19 protein-coding genes are annotated in these 18,853 nt (G+C 71.2%); 9 read left to right on the top strand and 10 right to left on the bottom strand.

What is annotated here, in order from left to right; translation table 11 throughout:
- Nucleotides 1-171 precede the first annotated feature (171 nt).
- The 3 genes from ACWGO0_RS10080 to xylB form a co-directional block, all read right to left on the bottom strand.
- Nucleotides 172-1,041, bottom strand: a complete 870-nt coding sequence (locus ACWGO0_RS10080) for a hypothetical protein (RefSeq protein WP_453530835.1) — start codon at nt 1,039-1,041, stop codon at nt 172-174.
- The gene (locus ACWGO0_RS10075; protein ID WP_453530832.1) at nt 1,041-2,315 is read right to left on the bottom strand and encodes a VWA domain-containing protein; all 1,275 of its coding nucleotides are present in this window, start codon (nt 2,313-2,315) and stop codon (nt 1,041-1,043) included. The genes ACWGO0_RS10080 and ACWGO0_RS10075 overlap by 1 nt, the downstream gene beginning before the upstream one ends.
- 70 nt (nt 2,316-2,385) lie before the next feature.
- Nucleotides 2,386-3,867, bottom strand: a complete 1,482-nt coding sequence (xylB, locus tag ACWGO0_RS10070) for a xylulokinase (RefSeq protein ID WP_453530829.1) — start codon at nt 3,865-3,867, stop codon at nt 2,386-2,388.
- 174 nt (nt 3,868-4,041) lie between these two features.
- Between xylB and xylA the strand changes: the two genes are divergently transcribed.
- Nucleotides 4,042-5,211: a xylose isomerase gene (gene xylA / locus ACWGO0_RS10065; RefSeq protein ID WP_453530826.1), complete on the top strand. Its 1,170-nt coding sequence runs from the start codon at nt 4,042-4,044 to the stop codon at nt 5,209-5,211.
- Between the two features lie 61 nt (nt 5,212-5,272).
- Here xylA and ACWGO0_RS10060 read toward each other — a convergent pair whose 3' ends face one another.
- The 5 genes from ACWGO0_RS10060 to ACWGO0_RS10040 all read right to left on the bottom strand — a co-directional run bounded on the left by ACWGO0_RS10060 (nt 5,273) and on the right by ACWGO0_RS10040 (nt 8,964).
- Nucleotides 5,273-5,710 (bottom strand): protein-tyrosine phosphatase family protein, encoded by a 438-nt coding sequence (locus ACWGO0_RS10060; protein WP_453530823.1) that lies wholly within the window; start codon nt 5,708-5,710, stop codon nt 5,273-5,275.
- 46 nt (nt 5,711-5,756) lie between these two features.
- A complete protein-coding gene (locus ACWGO0_RS10055) occupies nt 5,757-7,013 on the bottom strand; it encodes an ROK family protein (protein ID WP_453530820.1) in 1,257 nt (418 codons plus the stop codon).
- A gap of 118 nt (nt 7,014-7,131) precedes the next feature.
- Entirely contained in the window at nt 7,132-7,749 is a 618-nt protein-coding gene (locus ACWGO0_RS10050; protein WP_453531149.1) for a DUF305 domain-containing protein, read from the bottom strand.
- A 26-nt stretch (nt 7,750-7,775) separates the two neighbouring features.
- Nucleotides 7,776-8,432, bottom strand: coding sequence for a DUF3105 domain-containing protein (locus tag ACWGO0_RS10045; RefSeq protein WP_453530817.1), 657 nt, complete (start codon nt 8,430-8,432; stop codon nt 7,776-7,778).
- A 100-nt stretch (nt 8,433-8,532) separates the two neighbouring features.
- Nucleotides 8,533-8,964 (bottom strand): hypothetical protein, encoded by a 432-nt coding sequence (locus ACWGO0_RS10040; protein WP_453530814.1) that lies wholly within the window; start codon nt 8,962-8,964, stop codon nt 8,533-8,535.
- 71 nt (nt 8,965-9,035) lie between these two features.
- Between ACWGO0_RS10040 and ACWGO0_RS10035 the strand changes: the two genes are divergently transcribed.
- Nucleotides 9,036-9,839, top strand: a complete 804-nt coding sequence (locus tag ACWGO0_RS10035; protein WP_453530811.1) for a phospholipid scramblase-related protein — start codon at nt 9,036-9,038, stop codon at nt 9,837-9,839.
- Nucleotides 9,840-9,857: 18 nt separating this feature from the next.
- On the opposite strand, the gene ACWGO0_RS10030 is transcribed toward ACWGO0_RS10035, so the two are convergent.
- Nucleotides 9,858-10,622 (bottom strand): VOC family protein, encoded by a 765-nt coding sequence (locus tag ACWGO0_RS10030; protein WP_453530808.1) that lies wholly within the window; start codon nt 10,620-10,622, stop codon nt 9,858-9,860.
- A 124-nt stretch (nt 10,623-10,746) separates the two neighbouring features.
- Between ACWGO0_RS10030 and ACWGO0_RS10025 the strand changes: the two genes are divergently transcribed.
- A complete protein-coding gene (locus ACWGO0_RS10025) occupies nt 10,747-12,444 on the top strand; it encodes an FUSC family protein (protein WP_453530805.1) in 1,698 nt (565 codons plus the stop codon).
- The gene (locus ACWGO0_RS10020; protein WP_453530802.1) at nt 12,441-12,947 is read left to right on the top strand and encodes a MarR family winged helix-turn-helix transcriptional regulator; all 507 of its coding nucleotides are present in this window, start codon (nt 12,441-12,443) and stop codon (nt 12,945-12,947) included. The genes ACWGO0_RS10025 and ACWGO0_RS10020 overlap by 4 nt, the downstream gene beginning before the upstream one ends.
- Nucleotides 12,948-12,976: 29 nt before the next feature.
- On the opposite strand, the gene ACWGO0_RS10015 is transcribed toward ACWGO0_RS10020, so the two are convergent.
- A complete protein-coding gene (locus ACWGO0_RS10015; RefSeq protein ID WP_453530799.1) occupies nt 12,977-13,795 on the bottom strand; it encodes an IclR family transcriptional regulator in 819 nt (272 codons plus the stop codon).
- A 406-nt stretch (nt 13,796-14,201) separates the two neighbouring features.
- On the opposite strand from ACWGO0_RS10015, the gene ACWGO0_RS10010 reads away from it, so the two are divergent.
- The 5 genes from ACWGO0_RS10010 to ACWGO0_RS09990 are packed head-to-tail and all read left to right on the top strand — an operon-like array spanning nt 14,202 to nt 18,798.
- Nucleotides 14,202-15,842, top strand: a complete 1,641-nt coding sequence (locus ACWGO0_RS10010) for a sensor histidine kinase (protein WP_453530797.1) — start codon at nt 14,202-14,204, stop codon at nt 15,840-15,842.
- Nucleotides 15,839-16,246, top strand: coding sequence for a roadblock/LC7 domain-containing protein (locus ACWGO0_RS10005; protein WP_453530794.1), 408 nt, complete (start codon nt 15,839-15,841; stop codon nt 16,244-16,246). The genes ACWGO0_RS10010 and ACWGO0_RS10005 overlap by 4 nt, the downstream gene beginning before the upstream one ends.
- The gene (locus ACWGO0_RS10000) at nt 16,243-16,611 is read left to right on the top strand and encodes a DUF742 domain-containing protein (protein WP_453530791.1); all 369 of its coding nucleotides are present in this window, start codon (nt 16,243-16,245) and stop codon (nt 16,609-16,611) included. The genes ACWGO0_RS10005 and ACWGO0_RS10000 overlap by 4 nt, the downstream gene beginning before the upstream one ends.
- The gene (locus ACWGO0_RS09995) at nt 16,592-17,206 is read left to right on the top strand and encodes a GTP-binding protein (protein WP_453530788.1); all 615 of its coding nucleotides are present in this window, start codon (nt 16,592-16,594) and stop codon (nt 17,204-17,206) included. The genes ACWGO0_RS10000 and ACWGO0_RS09995 overlap by 20 nt, the downstream gene beginning before the upstream one ends.
- 47 nt (nt 17,207-17,253) lie before the next feature.
- A complete protein-coding gene (locus ACWGO0_RS09990) occupies nt 17,254-18,798 on the top strand; it encodes a cytochrome P450 (protein WP_453530785.1) in 1,545 nt (514 codons plus the stop codon).
- Nucleotides 18,799-18,853 lie beyond the last annotated feature (55 nt).

Below are 18,853 nucleotides of genomic sequence, written 5' to 3'. Positions count from 1 at the left end.
CGCACCGCAGCCGGTACGCAGTGACCCGCATGGCCGGAACCGTCATCGGCCTTGTGGAGTAGGTGAGTTGTCGAGCGTAGCCGCAAGAGGACACGTATTCGAACACGGCCTTTGGCCCGCCGCTCGGGACGGGTCCGGCATCGCGCCGCACCCGTCCCGAGCGGCCGTCGGTCAGACGCCCGGGGGCACCCGGGAGGGACGGCCGTTGCCGCGCGTCAGGGAGTAGCCGAAGACGGCTGCCAGCGCACCGAGCACGCCGCCGCCCACGGTCCACAGCCAGCGGTCAGTCCACCAGCCGGAGGCCCAGCCGTCGTCCGGTTCGCTGCCGAGCGAGACCCGTTCCACCGCGGTCCCGTCGTCCGACGCCTGCTCCACGGAGGACACGCCGGGCACCAGCGGTTCGGCGAGCGAGCCGTCCACGTCGTGGGCGCCGCCCCCGTCGACGGAGGTGACCTCCAGCTCGCCGTTCACCGGCAGTCCGAGGTCCGTCGCTGGCAGATCGAGGACCGTCAGACGTACGTAATAGCTGCCGGGCAGCGGATCGTTCGCCCACGGCTCCGACCAGGCGCGTACGGTCCGCAGGACGCAGGTCAGCTCGACCGTGGCCGCGTCCGCCGCCGCCTTGCGGGTCTGATGGCCGTACATGCACGCCTGCCGCCGCCGCAGTCCGTCGTACACGTCGACCTGCCAGGTGGACACGCCGTGCCGGGTGGCGCTCTCGGGGAGCGTGACCTTCGTGCGAACGGTCGCCCGCTGTCCCGCGTCGGCGGGGAACACCCAGTACAGGTAGTCGCCCGTCGAGGCTTCGGCGGTGGCTCGCTGCCCCTGCTGGACGGCGGTCGCGGTACGGAAGGTGGTGCCCGCTTCCGTGGGTCCATCCTCGCTGTCGGACGCGGCGCTCGTGCTCGTACTCGTCTGCGAGCCTGTGCTTGAGCCTGTGCTCGCGGCTGCCGAGGGGCTGTCGTCCGTCGCGGAGCATGCCGAGGTCAGCAGGGCGAGGCCGGCCAGCACGGTGGCCGTCAGTACACGTGTCGTACGCATCAGTTGGTCCTCCATACGGCGACACGCCAGCGCGAGATCCAGCCGGTCAGCAGGCCCGCGACCAGTCCGGTGAGGACCAGCACACCGAGCAGCCACCAGCCGCGGCCGAGACCGAACGCGGCGACGTCCGCCGCCTCGTCCGGAGCGTCCACGACGTCGATGGTCAGCTCGACCGGCATGCCGGGGGAGGTCTTCACCGAAGCGGGGGCCGAGAAGGAGTTGCTGACCTGGAGGCAGACCGCCTCGGGGCTCAGGTCCTCCTCGTCCGTGCCGTCCTCTTCGGCCTTGGGGTAGCGCAGCCCGGACGAGATCACGTCCGTACGGCCGGTGCCCGCCTCGGAACCGCGGACGATCTCGCGGCCGTGCACGGTCAGGGCCCGCAGCAGGACGCCGTAGTCGTTGTTGACGGCGCGGTCGGCCGACACGCTCACCGAAGCGCGCAGCTCCTGGCCCGGCAGCACGTCCACCCGGTACCAGCGGTGCTCGCCGAACTTCTCGCGGTCCGTGTAGAGACCGGCCTTGAGCGCCGGGGCCGCGGAACAGCTGTCGGCGCCCTCGGTCGCCACCGGAGTGACCACGGGCTCCGCGGCACGGTCCACCAACTGCTTGACGCGGCCCGAGAGTTCCTCGGTGTGCGTGATGGCGGTGTAGGTTCCGCCGGTGGCCTCGGCGATGCAGGTCAGCTGCTGGCGGATCTTGGCGTTGGGTACCAGGCCCAGGGTGTCGATGACCAGATGGACACCGCGGGCTGCGATGTCACGGGCCACCTCGCAGGGGTCGAGCGGGCCGCAGGTGTCCTCGCCGTCGGTGATGAGGACGATCCGGCGGGTGCCCTCGCCGCCCTCCAGGTCGTCGGCCGCGCCGAGCAGCGCGGGACCGATCGGGGTCCAGCCGGTGGGTGCCAGGGTGGCGACCGCGGTCTTGGCCTCGGTACGGTCCAGCGGGCCGACCGGGTAGAGCTGCTTGGTGTCCTTGCAGCCGGTCTTGCGGTCGTCGCCGGGGTAGTCGGCGCCGAGCGTCCGGATGCCGAGCTGCACCTCTTCGGGCACCGCGTCCAGCACTTCGTTGAACGCCTGCTTCGCGGCGGTCATCCGGGACTGGCCGTCGATGTCCTTGGCACGCATGGAGCCGCTGACGTCGAGGACCAGCTCGACCTTGGGGGATGTGGAGCCGGTGGGTTCGTCCGCGGCGGCGGGGAGGGTGGTGCCGAGCCACGCGGCCAGGGTGGCGAGCAGTACGCACACCCCGGCCCGCAGCCGTCTTCTTATGATCATCGCCGGATCCTATTGAAGATCCGTTGGCATCCCAAAACCGGTCCGGGGAAGGCCGGTTCGTGACCCGGGCTCAGCCTCCGAGTACCGGTCCCGCGGCCCGCTCCAGTACGGCCCCTACCCGTTCCCAGGTCTCCATGTCCCGTTCGACCGGCGGTAGTTGACGGTCGGTCTCGCCGGTGTTCCAGGAGGCCGCCACGGCCACCGGATCGCCGCCGCCGGCCGCCGATGCGGCGAGCGCCGCGGCGCCGCGCGCGACCAGCTCACCGCTGCCGGGCACGACGAGCGGGCGCCCGGAGAGGCGGCGCACGGTCTCCACCCAGGTGCGGCCACCGGCCCCGCCGCCGATCAGCCGCAGCGGGCGGGCGGCGACAGCGGGGTCGGCCGGGTCGAGACCGCAGGCCCGCAGCAGCTCGTCGAGCGCGCGCAGCACGGTGAAGGCCGCGCCCTCGTAGGCGGCGCCCAGCAGTTGCTGCGGGGTGGTGTCGTGCCGCAGGCCGGTGAGCAGGCCGGAGGCGAAGGGCAGGTCGGGGGTGCGTTCGCCGTCCAGATAGGGCAGCAGTACGGCCTCACCGCCGGGCGCCGTGTCGTCGCGGTGCAGGCCCAGCAGGGTGGCCACCTTGTCGACGGCGAGCGTGCAGTTGAGGGTGCACGCCAGTGGGAGGTACGTACCGTCGGCTGCGGCGAAGCCGGAGAGGGCCGCCGACACGGGCCGGGTTCGGGACGCGGCGAACACCGTCCCCGAGGTCCCCAGGCTGAGCACCGGGTGGTCCAGGAGCCCCGCGCCGCCCAGGCCCAGACCGACGGCGGCGCTCATGTTGTCGCCGGTGCCCGCCGCGACGGCGATCCCGGCCGGCAGGCCGAGTGCCTCGGCGGCGGCTGTGGTCAGGGAGCCCGTCCGGGTCGCTCCGGTGGCGGCCACCTCCGGCAGCAGGGAGCCGTCCAGGCCGATGAGCGCGAGGAGTTCGGGGTCGTACGCGCCTTTGGCCGTCGAGTACCAGCCGGTCCCCGAAGCGTCCCCGGGGTCGGTGAAGGCGGTGCCCGTGAGGCGCTCGGTCAGGAAGTCGTGGGGGAGCCGGACGGCGGCGGCAGCCGCGACGGTGCCTGGATCGTTCTCGCGCAGCCACTGCCACTTCGTCGCGGAGAGGGAGGCGACCGGCACCGAGCCGGTGCGCGCGGTCCACTCGCCGGGGCCGCCGAGTGCGGCGGTGAGGGCGGCGGCCTGCGGGGCGGACCGGGTGTCGTTCCACAGCATGGCCGGGCGCAGCGGCCGGCCCTCCCGGTCGAGCACCACGAGGCCGTGCTGCTGTCCGGCGACGGCGATACCTGTGACCGCGGAGGGGCCGATCCCGGACTCCGTGAGCCCGGCGACCACCGCCCGGGACAGCGCCTGCCACCAGATCTCGGGATCGCTCTCGCGGGCCCCGCCCTCACCCGTGACCGTGTGCGGGGCGCGGCCGACGGCGAGGAGCTCGCCGGTCACGGCGTCGGTCACCGCCGCTTTCGTGGACTGGGTGGAGCTGTCCACGCCGATGACGACGCTGCGCGGCGGCATGGGCTACCTCTTCTCGTCGGAGATTTGAACGTCAGGCAAACAAATTACGGGATCGCACCCCGCCGGACCAGGGGTGAACCAGGTTTCGTAGTGGAGGGGGTTACGTCCCGCGGGCCCTCCGTGCATGATTAGTCATGACACTGAACAAATAGCTCACTCGAAGGCGGCCAGACGATGACGGAACGCTTCACGCCCACACCGGAGGACAAGTTCAGCTTCGGTCTGTGGACAGTGGGCTGGCAGGGGCGCGACCCGTTCGGTGACGCGACCCGCGCGGCGATCGACCCGGTCGAGTCCGTGCAGCGGCTCGCCGCGCTCGGCGCGTACGGGGTCACGTTCCACGACGACGACCTCATCCCGTTCGGCTCGACGGACGCGGAGCGTGAGGGCCTCGTCAAGCGGTTCCGGCAGGCGCTGGACGCGAACGGACTCGTGGTGCCGATGGCCACGACGAACCTCTTCACCCACCCGGTTTTCAAGGACGGGGCGTTCACCGCCAACGACCGGGACGTGCGCAGGTACGCGCTCCGCAAGACCCTCCGCAACATCGATCTCGCCGTCGAACTCGGCGCCACCACCTATGTGGCGTGGGGCGGGCGCGAGGGCTCCGAGTCCGGGGCGGCGAAGGACATCCGGGTCGCGCTCGACCGGATGAAGGAAGCGTTCGACCTGCTGGGCGACTACGTCACCGAGCAGGGCTACGACCTGCGCTTCGCGATCGAGCCCAAGCCGAACGAGCCGCGCGGCGACATCCTCCTCCCGACCATCGGCCACGCCCTCGCCTTCATCGAGCGCCTGGAGCGCCCGGAACTGGTCGGCGTGAACCCGGAGACGGGTCACGAGCAGATGGCCGGGCTCAACTTCCCGCACGGCATCGCCCAGGCGATGTGGGCCGGAAAGCTCTTCCACATCGACCTCAACGGCCAGTCGGGCATCAAGTACGACCAGGACCTGCGCTTCGGCGCCGGGGACCTGCGCCAGGCGTTCTGGCTGGTGGACCTGTTGGAGACCGGTGGCTACGAGGGCCCGCGCCACTTCGACTTCAAGCCGCCGCGGACCGAGGACTACGCGGGCGTCTGGGCCTCGGCCGAGGGCTGCATGCGCAACTACCTGATCCTCAAGGAGCGCGCGGCGGCGTTCCGCGCCGACCCGGCCGTGCAGGAGGCGCTGCTCGCATCCCGCCTGGACGAACTGGCGCTGCCCACCGCCGCCGACGGCGTGGCGGGACTGCTCGCCGACCGCTCGGCGTACGAGGAGTTCGACATCACGGCGGCGGCCGAACGCGGCATGGCGTTCGAGGCCCTGGACCAGCTGGCGATGGACCACCTGCTCGGGGTGCGCTGACCCCTGGCGCGTACACGGGTCCGTGGGAGGGAACCATCAGGCTTCCCTCCCATGCCCGGCGTCACACCAGGGCGTCGAAGCGCCGCACGAAACGCCGCTGCCACGGGGTCTCGACGGCACGGTGATGGTACGAGCTGCGTACGAACGCCACGGCCCGGTCAGCCGGGACCCCGTCCAGCACGGCCATGCAGGCCAGCGCGGTGCCGGTGCGCCCGATGCCGCCTCCGCAGGCGACCTCCACGCGCTCCGTGGCCGCCCGCGCGAGAGCCTCTCCGAACACCTCCCGGGCCCGCACCCGGTCCTTGGGAAGCCGGAAGTCGGGCCAGGGCACCCATCGCGACTCCCATGTGACGGGAGCCGGTTCCTCGCCCAGCAGATACACCCCGAAGGCGGGCACCGATCCGGCTGGCAGCGGGTGGCGCAGCCCCCGGCCGCGCACCAGCAGGCCGGACGGCAAGGTCAGTACACCGGTGTCGTCAGGGCCCCAGGTCTCAGTCATCGGGCCACCCTACCGACGGCGATCGGCAGCACCGGCGGTCCGCCCGTCACGGCAGTCGCGACGGTACGTTCCGCCCGGCGTACGCCACCGGGTCGGCCAGCACGTCCTGCATCACCAGGGCCGCCGCGCCCCGCGCCGCGTCCCCCGCCACGGACGAGGCACGCAGCCTTCCGCTGCCGGGGGACCAGAGGCCGGAGACCACCCGGCCCGTGAGCTCCTCGTCGACGGGTGGCGCGAGCCACGGCATCAGGCTCCGGTAGATACCGCCGAGCACCACCGCCTCCGGGTCGATCAGGTTCACCGCCCCCGACAGCACCCTGCCCAGCATCCGGCCTGCTTCGGCCACCGCGTCCACCGCCCGCGCGTCGCCCGCCCGCGCACGCCTCTCCAGCTCGGCCACCGAACCGGTGCGGTCGCCGTCGATACCCGCAGCGCGCAGGAGCGCCGCCTGTCCCGCGTACTGCTCCAGGCAGCCCCGGGAACCGCAACGGCACTCGGGACCCGCAGGGTCCACCACCACATGCCCGATCTCCCCGGCGAAACCGTGCGCACCGCGCAGCAGTTCACCGTCGAGCACCAGGGCTCCACCGACCCCGATCTCGCCCGTCAGATAGAGAAAGCTGCGCGCTTTGTCCAGGCCGCCGAACCACAGCTCGGCCAGCGCCGCGAGATTGGCCTCGTTCTCCGAACTCACCGGCAGCGCCGCCCGGCCGGGCCGCAGCCCGGCGAGCGCGTCCGCGAACAAAGCCTCGGCGGGCACCTGGTTCCAGCCGAGGTTGGGCGCCTGGCGCACCGAACCGCCGGACACCAGACCCGGCAGCGCGAGCGCGGCCCCGACCGGGTGCAGATCCTGTTCGCGCGCCGACTCCAGCGTGCCCGCGGCGATCCGCGCCGCCCGGGCCAGCACCTCGGCGGGCGGCGCTCCCCGGTTGTCGAGATGCTCGGTCTGGCGGACCCGCCCCGTACCCGCCAGATCCACGACGCACACCGACACGTAATCGATGTTGATCTCCACGCCGAGCCCGGCCGGGCCCGTACGCGTCACCTTGAGGGCCGTGCCGGGGCGCCCGGCCTGCCCGCTGAAGGTCTTCCCGGACTCGGTGAGGAAACCGCTCTCGATGAGCTGCTCGACCAGTGAGGACACGGCGGCCCGGGTCAGCCCCACCCGGCCGGCCACTCCGGCCCTCGTCGCTTCCCCGGCCTCGCCCTCGTCCCGGACGGCCCGCAGTACGAGGCTCAGGTTGTGGCGTCGCACGGTGTCCTTGTCCGCCTTGGGCCCCAGGGGTGTGAGGTTGCTCTTCATATTGTCGCTGACCCTATCTCCGGCAGGCAGCACCTGCCGCCGAACAGAGCGAGGGCCGCCCCACCGCCCGGCGGACCGGGCGACGGGGCGGCCCCGTCCGAGGACGAACCGTCGCTCGTCAGGCCGTGGCGCCGCGCTCCTTCAGCATGTCCGCCATGAGCCCGATCTCCGACTGCTGGCCGCGGACCATGCCCGCCGCCAGGTTCTTGATCTCGTCCGTGCCCGCCGCCGCGGCCCCCGCCCGAGCCATCTCGGCGCCGGCGCGGTGGTGGACGGTCATCAGCCGCAGGTAGAGGATCTCGGCCGCCGTGCCCTTGGCCGCCCGCAGCTCGTCCAGCTCCGCGTCGGTGGCCATGCCCGGCATCAGCGAGCCGTCGCCCGTGGCCGTGACGGTGTGCCCCATCCACTTCATGGGTGGCTGCTCCGAGCTCTTCGGCCTGCCCCATGTCTCCAGCCAGCCCAGCATCATGCCTCGCTGGTTGGCCTGGGTGTTGATGATGTCGTACGCGAGACGGCGCACGTCCTCGTCGTCCGTACGGTCGCGGACGATGAAGGACATCTCGACGGCCTGCTGGTGATGGACCGCCATGTCGCGGGCGAAGCCCACATCGGCGGAGGTCTCAGCGGGCGCGGCCGACGAGGACGTACCGGACGAGGCCGCCGAGGACGGCTGTCCGATCGTGAGCACCACAAGACCCAGCGCCAGCAGGAACACCACGGCACCTGCCAGCACCATCGGGCGGGGGGCGCGTACGGCGGAGGTCACTTGTCCAGCCCGCCCGAGCAGGCGGCACCCGGCTCAGGGGTCTGCGGGCCCTGGACGTACTTGGCGAAGAACTGGGAGACGCGTGAGTCGGTCGCGCTCTTCACCGTCACCTGCTTGCCCCAGGCGCTGAGCATCAGCGGGTCCTTCTGGTCCGCGACGGGGCTCATCAGGGAGTACGGGGTGGTCGAGACCCGCTTCTTGAGCGCCTCGATGTCGGCGTCCTTCGCCTTGTCGTTGTACGTGACCCAGACCGCGCCGTGCTCCAGGGAGTGGACCGCGTTCTCCTTCGGTATCTCCTCGGCGTAGACGTCGGCGTCGCAGTTCATCCACACCTGGTTGTGGTCGCCGCCGACGGGCGGGTTCATCGGGTAGTCGACCTTCTGGCTCACATGGTTCTGCTTGAGCTTGTCCCAGGTCTTCTCGCCCTTGACCGGGGAGGACTTGGCCTGCTCCTCGGCCTTGTCCTTGTCGTCGGCCGCGGCCATCAGATAGCCGCCTCCGGCGACGAGTGCGGCGACCACGGCGACGGAGGCGCTGATGGTGATGATGCGGACGCGGCGCTCGCGTGCCCGCTCCTTGCGGCGGGCTTCGTCGAGCTTGGCCCGGCGGGCGGCGGCGGGGGTGTTCTGGTTCTTGTTCTTGGCGGAAGCCATGACTGGTCCTCGGGTTCAACGGGACGACGCAGGCGCGGGCGTGCGCGATGCGTGGGGAAGGTAGAGGCAGGAGCCGGCCCGAAGGAGGGCCGGCCGGCCTCTAGATCCGTTGGATCTGCAGACGGAGACGGTCGACCGCGCCCACGCCGTCGTTGGAGGGGCCGCGGATCGCGGCGGCTCCGGACAGCGGGAGGACGGCCGGGGCCACCGCCGGGGCGGTGGGAAGGCCGACGGGTGCGGGCGGCCCCGGCATGACGACCGCAGAGGAGTGGTCCGAGGTGCCGTGGCAGGAACTGCCCATGCCCCGGTGGTCCGGTGCGTGGGCCACCACGAGCGAGGCGGCGCTCTCGGGCGTCGGGGTCATGGCCCGGGCGGGCGCCGGGGGCGCGGTGTCGCCCGGTGGCGAGGCAGCCACGGCGGTGCTCAACGAGCAGCAGAACACCATCGCCAGGAGGACCAGGACCCAGCCGAGGGCGGCGGGCACGCGTGCGCCGCTCCGTCGCCGGTCCGTCCGCTCGCTCAGCCTGGTCATCGCCGCCATCGTAGTGGTGTGTGAAGATTCAAGGAATGTGGGGTCACAGGTTCGCGGGATAGTGTGCCCCGGTGACAACGCACTCGAACGTTTCTGCGGGCTGGTATCCGGATCCCCATGGCGCGCCTCAGCTGCTGCGGTACTGGGACGGTTCTCGGTGGACCGAACACACCAACCCGGCGCAGGGTCAGCCCCAGCCCCAGCCGCAGGCCGCGCAGGTTCCGCACCAGGTGCCCCTGCAGGCTGTGCAGACCCAGCAGGGAGCCCCGGGCGCGGGCACGCTCTTCAATCAGCAGGTCCTGGTCGTGAACCAGAAGGCCAAGCTGATCGAGGTGACGACCGAGTACAGCGTCTTCGACCAGCAGGGCAACACCGTCGGTTCGGTCGTGCAGGTCGGCCAGAGCGCGCTGCGCAAGGTGCTCCGGTTCGTCGCGAGCATCGACCAGTACCTGACGCACCGCCTGGAGATCCGCGACGCGTACGGCCAGCCGCAGCTGCTGCTCACGCGGCCGGCCAAGTTCATCAAGTCCCGGGTCGTCGTCCAGCGCCCGGACGGACAGCCGGTCGGCGAGATCGTCCAGCAGAACGCCATCGGCAAGATCAACTTCGCCATCATGGTCGACGGCCGGAAGATCGGCGCGATCAAGGCGGAGAACTGGCGCGCCTGGAACTTCGCGATCGTCGACCACAACGACGCCGAGATAGCCCGGATCACGAAGACCTGGGAAGGTCTCGCGAAGACCATGTTCACCACGGCCGACAACTACGTGCTCCAGATCCACCACCAGCTGCCCGAGCCGCTGCTGAGCCTGGTCGTCGCCGCGGCCCTGACGGTCGACACCGCGCTCAAGCAGGACGCCCGCGGCCTGGGCTGAGAGTCCCGAAGGGCTCCCTCAGCCTTCTTCGTACGACTTGTGGATGCCGAACACGGCGCCCTGCGGGTCACGAAGGACCGCGATCCGGGGCCCGTCCGGGATGCTGGTGGGCGGCATCAGCTGGTCGCCGCCCGCGCTCAGCGCCATGGCGGCCGTGGCGTCGACGTCGGTGACGACGAAGTACGGGAGCCAGTGCGGCGGCACCTCCGGCTGGAACTTCTCGTCCATCGCCATCATGCCGCCGAAGTCCGCGCCGTCCACGCCCCAGTGGGTGTACGACTCCGCGCCCTTGACCGTCCAGCCGAGGACGGCCGGGTAGAAGGCGAGGGCCTCCGTCGTGTCACGGGTGGAGAGCTCGACCCAGCCCAGGGCGCCCGGATCGTTGAGGACCTCGGCGCCCGCGAAGTCGCGGGGCTGCCAGAGCGAGAACGCCGCGCCCGACGGGTCGGCGACCACCGCGAACCGGCCCAGATCGAAGACGTCCATCGGGCCGGCCAGCAGTGCGCCGCCCTCGGACTTCACCTTCTCCACCGCGGCGTCGGCGTCCCGGGTCGAGAAGGAGACCGTCCAGGCGGTGGGCTGCCCCGGCTGGTAGACCGGGCTGAACGCGGCCACCGCGGCGTCGCCGAGACGCGCCATGGTGTAGCCGCCGGCCTCCGGGCGCGGATCGGTCTCCGCACGCCAGCCGAACAGCGCCGCGTAGAACGACTTCGCGGCGGGGATGTCCGTAGTGCTCAGCTCGACCCAGCAGGGGCCGGTGTCCAGCGGCTTGGAGTACTTCATTCTTCTCCCTCGGTGAACGTGTTGATGTACGTCTCCTGCACGCTATGACCGGCCGCACACCTCAGCCATCGGGCCGCTCCGAGAGGAAATATTTTACGGGTGTAATACCTGCTAAGGTATTTGAGTGAGTGATGCAGCTATTTCGTCCCGGCGGCCCTCCGCCCGCAGCCTCCAGGTGGTCGGGGCACTGCGCCTCGCGCGCCCGTCGGACACCTGGTTCAAACCGGCGCTGAGCGTCGTCGTCGCTTCCGCCGTGCCCGACCTGCTGCTCCTCGCCGTGGACCGGCTCGACCTCGTGATGTACACGATGGCGGGCTCTCTCTGCGCGCTCTACGGCCACAGCCTTCCGTACGCCCGGCGGGCAGGCACCGTCGCACGCGTGGTGCTCGGCATGCTCGCCGGCCTCGCCGCAGCGCTGGTCACCGCGTCGGTCACCGACTCGACCGCGGCCCTGATCGCGGTCGCCGCGCTGCTGGCCGCCGCGCAGAAGGCGCTCTGCGACGCGACCCGTATCGGGCCGCCCGGCCATGTCATCTTCACCTTCGTCACCTCCGCAGCCCTGTTCGCACCGCAGGAACTCGGCCAGGTCCCCGGACACCTCGCCCTCACCCTCGCCGCCGGAACCTTTGCCTGGCTCGTCGCCGTCGGCCCCGCGATGCTGCGCAGGGAAGGCCCCGAGCGCCGCGCCACCGCCCGCGCCCTCGATGTCACCGCCGCGTACGCAGCCGCCCCCGGCCACCGCACGCGGCACGCCGCGACCGCCGCCGTGCACGGCGCCTGGCAGTCACTGCTCGGCGCGGGCCGCCCCACCCCCGTACGCCGGGAGCTGGAACGTCTCGTGGTCCACGCCGAGGCCGTACTCGCCGCAACAGCCCTTGACGGGCACGCCGGGGCACTCGTACCCGATACGGCGAAGCTGCGTGCCTGGGCCGCCGCGACACGAGCCCGCGGTCCCGTGCCCTCCCCGCCACCGCTGCCGGGAACCACGGCCGGGCTCTTCGGCGTCGACGCCGAACCAGCCGCCCACCGCCGCGGTGCCCGCCGAGGCCTGCTGCGCGCCCTCGCCCCGGGTTCCCCGCTGCTGCCCGTCGCCGTGCGCACCCTCGTCGGCTGCGCCCTGGCCGGATACGCCTGCGCCGCACTCGGCGTCGGCCGGCCGTACTGGGCGATCGTCACCGCGGCCTCCCTCTACCAGGCCAACGTCACCCTGTCCTGGCACCGGACTCTCCAGCGCACCCTCGGCAACCTCATCGGCGTACTGGTCTTCGCCGCGGTGCTCCCGGTCAGCCGGACCGGACCGCTCGCCCTGATCATCTGCTGTCTCTTCTTCAACTTCGCCGCCGAGGCCCTGATCACCCGTAACTACTGGCTCGGCTCGGTCGCCGTCACCCCGATGGCCCTCCTCGTCCTGGAGTTCGGCGGTACCCATCCGGCCGGTGAACTCATCGGGGACAGGGTCCTCGACACCCTCGTCGGTGCCGTCGCCGGCTTCCTCGCCGCGACGGCCGTCACCAACCGGCGCGCATCCGGACACGTCGAGAAGGCCCTCGCCGCTGCCGAGGCTGCCCGCGCCGACGCCGTACGGGCCGTCGCCGACCCTGCGTCAGGAACCGTCGAGCTGGCCGGGGCACGCCGTACGCTCACCGGCTCCCTCGTCGAACTGCGCCAGGCCGCCGACGCCGCGGCGGGCGAATGGTGGCAGCGCGCCCTGCCCGGGGACCGGCTTGCCACGGCCGAGCAGGCCGGACACCGTACGCTCGCCGCAACAGCACGAAGACAAGGGCTGATCGCCCTCCCACCTCCTCGGAACGGAGCGGTGTGACCGACGACATCGTGGCCTCGGTGGTACGGCAGTGGCAGGCCGTCGATCCGGAGCTCGACACCGGCCCGATGGAGATCATCGGCCGCATCAACCGCTGCGCCGCGCTCCTCCAGCAGGCGGAGGACGCCCCGCTGCGGTCCGCCGGACTGACGCGCGCCGAATTCGACCTGCTCGGTGCGGTGCGCCGTACCGACCGCGAACTCACGCCCGGCGAGCTGGCCCGCGAAACGTTCTCGTCCGGCGCCGCCGTGACCAAGCGCCTGCGCGCCCTCCAGGAACGCGGCCTGGTCGACCGCCGCAGCGACGACCGGGACCGCAGGGTCGCCCACGTCCGACTCACCGAGGAGGGCCGCGGCCTCGTCGACGAGCTGCTGCCCCAGCAGCTCGCGTACGAACGCGGTGTGCTCTCCGGCCTCGACGACGGGGCGCGCAGCCGACTGAGCGCGCAGCTCAGCGAGTTGCTGGTGCAGTTGGAGGGCCGCATCGGCGGTGCCCGCCGCTAGGGCCCGTCCGGCGGATCATGGCCGGGGCATCAGGACGGGTCAGCCCGCTTCAGCCCGCTATCAGCCTGCTTCAGCAGCGAGGCCGAGAGCCGTAGCTGTTCCGCGAGCCGCACCAGTGCCGCGTCGTCCCCGCGATCGGCGGGCACCGAAGCGGTCAGGGCCAGCCGGTCGCGGGGGCCCGCCCCGCCGAGCGGGACGGCGACGGCGTTCATCCCGGTGACCGACTCGCCCCTGCTGACCGCGTGACCGAGGCCGCGGACCTCCGCCAGCTCGTCCAGCAGCGCCGCGCGAGAGGTGACGGTCCGTGGGGTGGTCGCGGGCAGCCGCTCCTGCGGATACAGGGCGCACACCTGGGCGGTGGTCATCCGTGAGAGCAGCAGCTTGCCGGCCGACGTCGCGTGCGCGGGGTGCGTGCGTGACATCTCCAGCACCACCCGCACCGGCTGCGAGGACTCGCGGCCGTCGGTGACCAGGACCCGGTCCCCGATCAGCGCGGCACTCTGCACCGTCTCGCCGGTGCGGCGGGCGGCGTCCTCCAGTACGTCTGAGAGCCGCGCCCGCAGCGCCGCGCCGAAGCCGGCGGGCCGCCCGAGCCGAATCAGCTCGGGACCGGCCGAGTATCCGCGTCCGGAGGGGTCACGGGTCGCGAAACCGCGCCCCTCCAGCGTGAAGAGCACCCGGTGCGCGGTGGACCGGCCGACGCCCAGTAGTTCGGCGGCCCCGGAGACCGTGAGTGTGTCGTGGGTGAGGAAAAGCCCCAGCAGCCGGAGGCCGGTGTCCAGCGACTCGATGGTGCAGCCACGCGTCCCCGCCACGGCTTCTTTCCGGTGAATCAGTCCCTCGGTCATGAATCTGCTTCTTTCGATCCGGTTCGATCACCTGTGCCTCTGTCCCGCGATGAGGGACGGAATGCATCGCTCGGGGCGCGTATCCGACGATTCATCAAGCCGTGGGACGCGGGTGGCACTTGAGCATCCCGCACCACGGGACACGGGAGAACCACATGGGCGCGACCTCGTCGCCGATTACTCCCCGCGCACGCCTGGCGCCGTTGAGTGCAAAAACTGGCGAGTGTATTACTGCCGGAGTGCTCGCGCAGGGGGTTGGGTGAATATGCCGAAGCGGTGTTCTGATCTGGCTAAGCTCACGCGCATCGAAGTCGAGTTGATATGAATTCGAGCACTTGTTCACGACTGTCATCACAAGTGCGCAGATCTTCCGAATGCTTCCCGAATCAACCGCCAGAGGGTTTAGATGGTTCGTGTTGAATCACCACCGATTGACCGAGAAATCCCCGTGGTCCGTGCTGTGCTGTTGCCCCTTGTGCTGATGGCCGGCGCCACTGCCGCCGGTGCGGTGCTGGTGACCGAGCCCGCGCGGATACCAGTCGTCTGGTGCGGTGCGATCGCCACGCTCGTGGTCTCCGCGCTCACCGTCGTACTCAACCGCCGCCGCCGCGCCATGAACGTCCAGCGCGCGCACTACGAGCAGCGCATCGCCTATCTGGAACACCGCATCGCCGCCGCCGACGCGGAGACCGTGCGGATGACCAAGGAACTGCTGCCCGCCGCGATCCGCCGGCTGCGTGCCAGCAACTCACCCGAAGAGGTGATGCGCGACATCGTCGACGCGGACGAGTCGTACCGCAACCTCCCCAAGCCCCTGCGCGGCCTGGTCTTCCAGATCCTCGACATCATCGACAACGAAGAGGCGATGCGTGACTCCGCGCAGCGCGCGTTCGTCAGCGTCGCCCGGCGCGTCCAGGCCATCGTCCACCGGCAGGCCAGTGAACTGCGGGAGATGGAGGACCACCACGGGCGTAACCCCGAGGTCTTCGACGACCTCCTCCGCATCGACCACGGCACCGCGCTGATCGGACGGCTCGCCGACTCCATCGGTGTACTCGGCGGCGCCCGCCCCAGCCGCCAATGGCCCAAGCCCGTACCGCTGTTCAGCGTGCTGCGCGGCGCGATGTCCCGGATCCTCGAATACCAGCGCGTCGACCTGCACTCGATCGCCAAGGTCGCCATCGTCGGTACGTCGGTCGAGCCGCTCATCCACGCCTGCGCCGAACTCCTGGACAACGCGACGCGCTACTCGCCGCCGCAGACCCGGGTGCACGTCACCGCGGTCGAGGTCCAGACCGGCATCGCCATCGAGATCGAGGACGGCGGCGTCAGCCTCAGCGAGGAGGCACGCGCCCGCGCCGAGAACATGCTCGCCCAGGCGCAGGCCGGCATCAACATGAACGACCTCGGAGAGTCCCCGCGCCTCGGCATGGCCGTCGTCGGCCGGATCTCCCGGATGTACCAACTCCAGGTCTCTCTGCGGCAGTCCGCCTACGGCGGCGTGCGTGCCGTCGTCATCGTGCCGCGCGAAATGCTCACCACGGGAGCCGCCCCCGGTATCGCGCACGGTATCGGCGCCACCTCGCGGCCCCAGAGCTCGCTCGACATGTCGACGCTCCAGCACGTCGTACCGCCGCCCGGCAAGCGCAAGCCCAAGCCCGTCTCCACGGAACTGCCCCCCTCGGTCGCCGCCGGCATGCCCGGCTACACGGAGAAGCCGGCCGCCGCGACGGGCCCGGTCGTCCCAGCGTCCGCCCTGGAGGACGACGTCCCCGTGGTGACCGAGTGGACCGCCGGCGGACTCCCGCAGCGCCGCAGCCGCGGTCGCGCCCCGCTCGGTTCGCACAACCTCCCGCAGCAGACGGCGCAGTCCGCCGCCCCCGCCGCAGGAGCGCAGAACGGGCACAACGGCGGGCGGAAGAACGGCGAACCGCCGCCACCCGGGCTCTGGCTCGAGGCATTCACCCAGGCCGTCAACGGTGTGCCCCAGGAACCGAAGAACGACGAGGACTCTGATGACGCGTGGGACAAGGGAGACTTGAAGTGATCCAGCAACGCGGAAACATGGACTGGATGCTCAAGGAACTGGCCGACGACGTGCCGAGCATCCACCAGATCGTGGTGCTCTCATCGGACGGCCTGCGCATCGCCCGCCACGGCGGCGACCCCGACGTAGCCGACCGTCTCGCGGCGGCCTGCGCCGGACTGCAGAGCCTGGCCGCCGCCGTCGCATCGGAAATCCCCTACAGCGACGGCCTGATGCGACTCGTCGTCATCGAGGTCGACGGCGGATTCTTCTACCTGATGGCCGCCGGAGCGGGCTCGTACCTCGCGGTCCTGGCCGACGAGACGGTCGATGCCGGAATGGTGGGAGCACGCATGCGCGACATGGTCGTCAGGATCGGTGCCCACCTCTCGAGCCCGCCCCGACATGACGGGCAGGCCGGATGAGTGCTCCCCGACGAGAACGCCGAAAGGCCGACCCGGCGCTGAACGACCCGGAACGGCTGTACGTGATCACCGGCGATCCCGACGGCGAGCGCGCGGAGCTCGACCTCGTCACGATGGTTGTCGCACAGGCAGAGCCCTCGCCGACGGTCCAGCCCGAGCAGGCCGCGATCCTGCGGCTCTGCCGGGCGCCGTTGTCCGTCGCCGAGATCTCGGCGTATCTCAGCCTGCCCTTCAGCGTCGTGACCTCGCTCCTCACCGAACTGCTCGCGAGCGAACAGATCGAATCGCGTGCGCCCATCGTCCGCGCCACCCTCCCGGACCGGTCCCTTCTCGAAGCGGTGATGCATGGACTTCAGAAACTCTGACACGATCACCGGCCCCCGGAGCGAGGACGTCCTCCCTACCACGGCCAAGGCCGCGGTGAAGGTAGTGATCGTCGGCGGATTCGGGGTCGGGAAGACCACGATGGTCGGCTCGGTGAGCGAGATCCGGCCCCTGACCACCGAAGAGACCATGACCCAGGCCGGCGTCGGCGTGGACGACAACGCCGGGGTGGAGAGCAAGACCGCCACCACCGTCGCCATGGACTTCGGCCGGATCAGTCTCAGCGAGGAACTGATCCTCTACCTCTTCGGCACCCCGGGCCAGGAACGCTTCTGGTTCCTGTGGAACGGGCTGTTCGAAGGAGCCCTGGGCGCCGTCGTCCTGATCGACACCCGAAGGCTCGAGGTCAGCTTCGACGTGATCGGCCGGCTGGAGGAGCGCGGCGTGCCGTTCGTCGTCGCCGTCAACACCTTCCCCGACGCGCCGCATCACCCGGTGGAGGCGCTGCGCACCGCACTCGACCTGCCGGACGAGGTCCCGATGATCGACTGCGATGCCCGGCTGCGGGTCTCCAGCCGGGATGTGCTGATGACCCTGATGCGGTATCTGCACAGCCTCGCCGTTCCCCTCGCCTGACGAAGCCCCTCGCCCGGATTCCGGGCAGCCCGATCTCTGGAGCGATAGTGACAACGCCCTTCCAGCACGAACCCGGAACGGCCCCGGGACCCGTGCCACCCCCCGAGTGCCCCGCCCACGGCCTCGGTCTCGGCCCCGGCGGACTGCGCCGGTACTACGGCCCCGAGGCGGAAAACGACCCGGCGGGACTCTACGACAAACTGCGCGCCGAACACGGCGCGGTCGCACCCGTGCTGCTGCACGGGGACGTACCCGCCTGGCTCGTCCTCGGGCACAGCGAGAACCTGCACATGACACGGACGCCCTCGCAGTACTCCCGGGACTCCCGGCGCTGGCGGGCACTCCAGGACGGCAGTGTCGCCCCCGACCACCCGCTCGCGCCGATCTTCACCTGGCAGCCGGTCTGCGTGTTCGCCGACGGTGCGACCCATGAGCGCCAGCGCGGCGCCGTCACCGACAGCATGGCGCGCATCGACACCCGCGGTGTACGCCGACACGTCAACCGCTTCAGTAACCGGCTCGTCAACGACTTCTGCCTCAAGGGCACGGCCGATGTGGTCAGCCAGTTCGCCGAGCACCTGCCGATGATGGTGATGTGCGCGATCTTCGGCATGCCCGAGGAGTACGACGACCGACTGGTGCAGGCCGCCCGCGACATGACCCGCGGCACCGAGACCGCCGTCGCGAGCAATGCCTTCGTCGTCGCAGCGCTCAGCCGGCTCGTCCAGCAGCGGCGCGCCGTTCCCGCCCCGGACCTCGCGAGCTGGCTGCTGGAGCATCCCGCCTCCCTGACCGACGTCGAGGTCACCGAGCATCTGCGGCTGATCCTCATCGCCGCGTACGAGTCGACCGCCAACCTCATCGCCAACGTGCTGCGCATGGTCCTGACCGATCCGCGCTTCCGGGCCAGGCTCAGCGGCGGACACATGACGGTCCCCGAGGCGGTGGAGCAGACCCTCTGGGACGAACCGCCGTTCACCGCGGTGTTCGGCCGCTGGGCTGTCGGTGACACCGAGCTGGGCGGCCAGCAGATCAAGGCGGGCGACGCCCTGCTCGTCGGGATCGCCGCTGCCAACACCGACCCGCAGGTACGTCCCGACCTCGCCGCCAACATGGAGGGCAACCGCGCCCACCTGGCGTTCAGCGGCGGTCCGCACGAGTGCCCCGGCCAGGACATCGGGCGTGCCATCGCGGACGTCGGGGTCGACGCGCTGCTCATGCGACTGCCGGACATGGAGCTCGGCGTCGAGGAGAGCGAGCTGCGCTGGATCGGGAACATCATGTCCCGGCACCTGGTGGATCTGCCCGTGAAGTTCGCGCCGAGCCCGCAGCAGGAGATCGACTCCGATCCGCTGACGGCGATGAACAGGCCCCTGGCGCGCAAGGACTGGGAGGTGTCGTCCCCGGCCCGGCCGACCCCCGGGCCGGTCTCCGGCGGAGGGATCCCACGACCCGCCCACGCCCCCGGCGCCTCCCCGCAGGAACCGGCGCCGGCAGCGCCGGCCCAGGCACCCTTGATCCCCGCGCAGCGCAGGGCGGGCGCACCGGCCCGGCTGTGGCAGGCCGTCACACGCTGGTGGAGCGGGTACTGACGCGCCGTCGACGCCCGGACAGGCCCTGGGCCCGCGCGGGCGTCGACTTCCGTAC

Source organism: Streptomyces sp. NPDC055749 (genome assembly GCF_053617235.1).
The sequence above is the reverse complement of the archived record's forward strand: the minus strand, read 5'-3'. Positions and strand labels throughout refer to the sequence as shown.

What these genes read in the sequence shown, in the direction of transcription:
- ACWGO0_RS10080 (WP_453530835.1), bottom strand. Translation starts at nt 1,041, where the DNA reads ATGCGTACGACACGTGTACTGACGGCCACCGTGCTGGCCGGCCTCGCC.
- ACWGO0_RS10045 (WP_453530817.1), bottom strand. Translation starts at nt 8,432, where the DNA reads ATGGCTTCCGCCAAGAACAAGAACCAGAACACCCCCGCCGCCGCCCGC.
- xylB (WP_453530829.1), bottom strand. Translation starts at nt 3,867, where the DNA reads ATGCCGCCGCGCAGCGTCGTCATCGGCGTGGACAGCTCCACCCAGTCC.
- ACWGO0_RS10040 (WP_453530814.1), bottom strand. Translation starts at nt 8,964, where the DNA reads ATGACCAGGCTGAGCGAGCGGACGGACCGGCGACGGAGCGGCGCACGC.
- ACWGO0_RS10030 (WP_453530808.1), bottom strand. Translation starts at nt 10,622, where the DNA reads ATGAAGTACTCCAAGCCGCTGGACACCGGCCCCTGCTGGGTCGAGCTG.
- ACWGO0_RS10000 (WP_453530791.1), top strand. Translation starts at nt 16,243, where the DNA reads ATGAGTGCTCCCCGACGAGAACGCCGAAAGGCCGACCCGGCGCTGAAC.
- ACWGO0_RS10010 (WP_453530797.1), top strand. Translation starts at nt 14,202, where the DNA reads ATGGTTCGTGTTGAATCACCACCGATTGACCGAGAAATCCCCGTGGTC.
- xylA (WP_453530826.1), top strand. Translation starts at nt 4,042, where the DNA reads ATGACGGAACGCTTCACGCCCACACCGGAGGACAAGTTCAGCTTCGGT.
- ACWGO0_RS10055 (WP_453530820.1), bottom strand. Translation starts at nt 7,013, where the DNA reads ATGAAGAGCAACCTCACACCCCTGGGGCCCAAGGCGGACAAGGACACC.
- ACWGO0_RS10060 (WP_453530823.1), bottom strand. Translation starts at nt 5,710, where the DNA reads ATGACTGAGACCTGGGGCCCTGACGACACCGGTGTACTGACCTTGCCG.
- ACWGO0_RS10075 (WP_453530832.1), bottom strand. Translation starts at nt 2,315, where the DNA reads ATGATCATAAGAAGACGGCTGCGGGCCGGGGTGTGCGTACTGCTCGCC.
- ACWGO0_RS10050 (WP_453531149.1), bottom strand. Translation starts at nt 7,749, where the DNA reads ATGGTGCTGGCAGGTGCCGTGGTGTTCCTGCTGGCGCTGGGTCTTGTG.
- ACWGO0_RS10015 (WP_453530799.1), bottom strand. Translation starts at nt 13,795, where the DNA reads ATGACCGAGGGACTGATTCACCGGAAAGAAGCCGTGGCGGGGACGCGT.
- ACWGO0_RS09995 (WP_453530788.1), top strand. Translation starts at nt 16,592, where the DNA reads ATGGACTTCAGAAACTCTGACACGATCACCGGCCCCCGGAGCGAGGAC.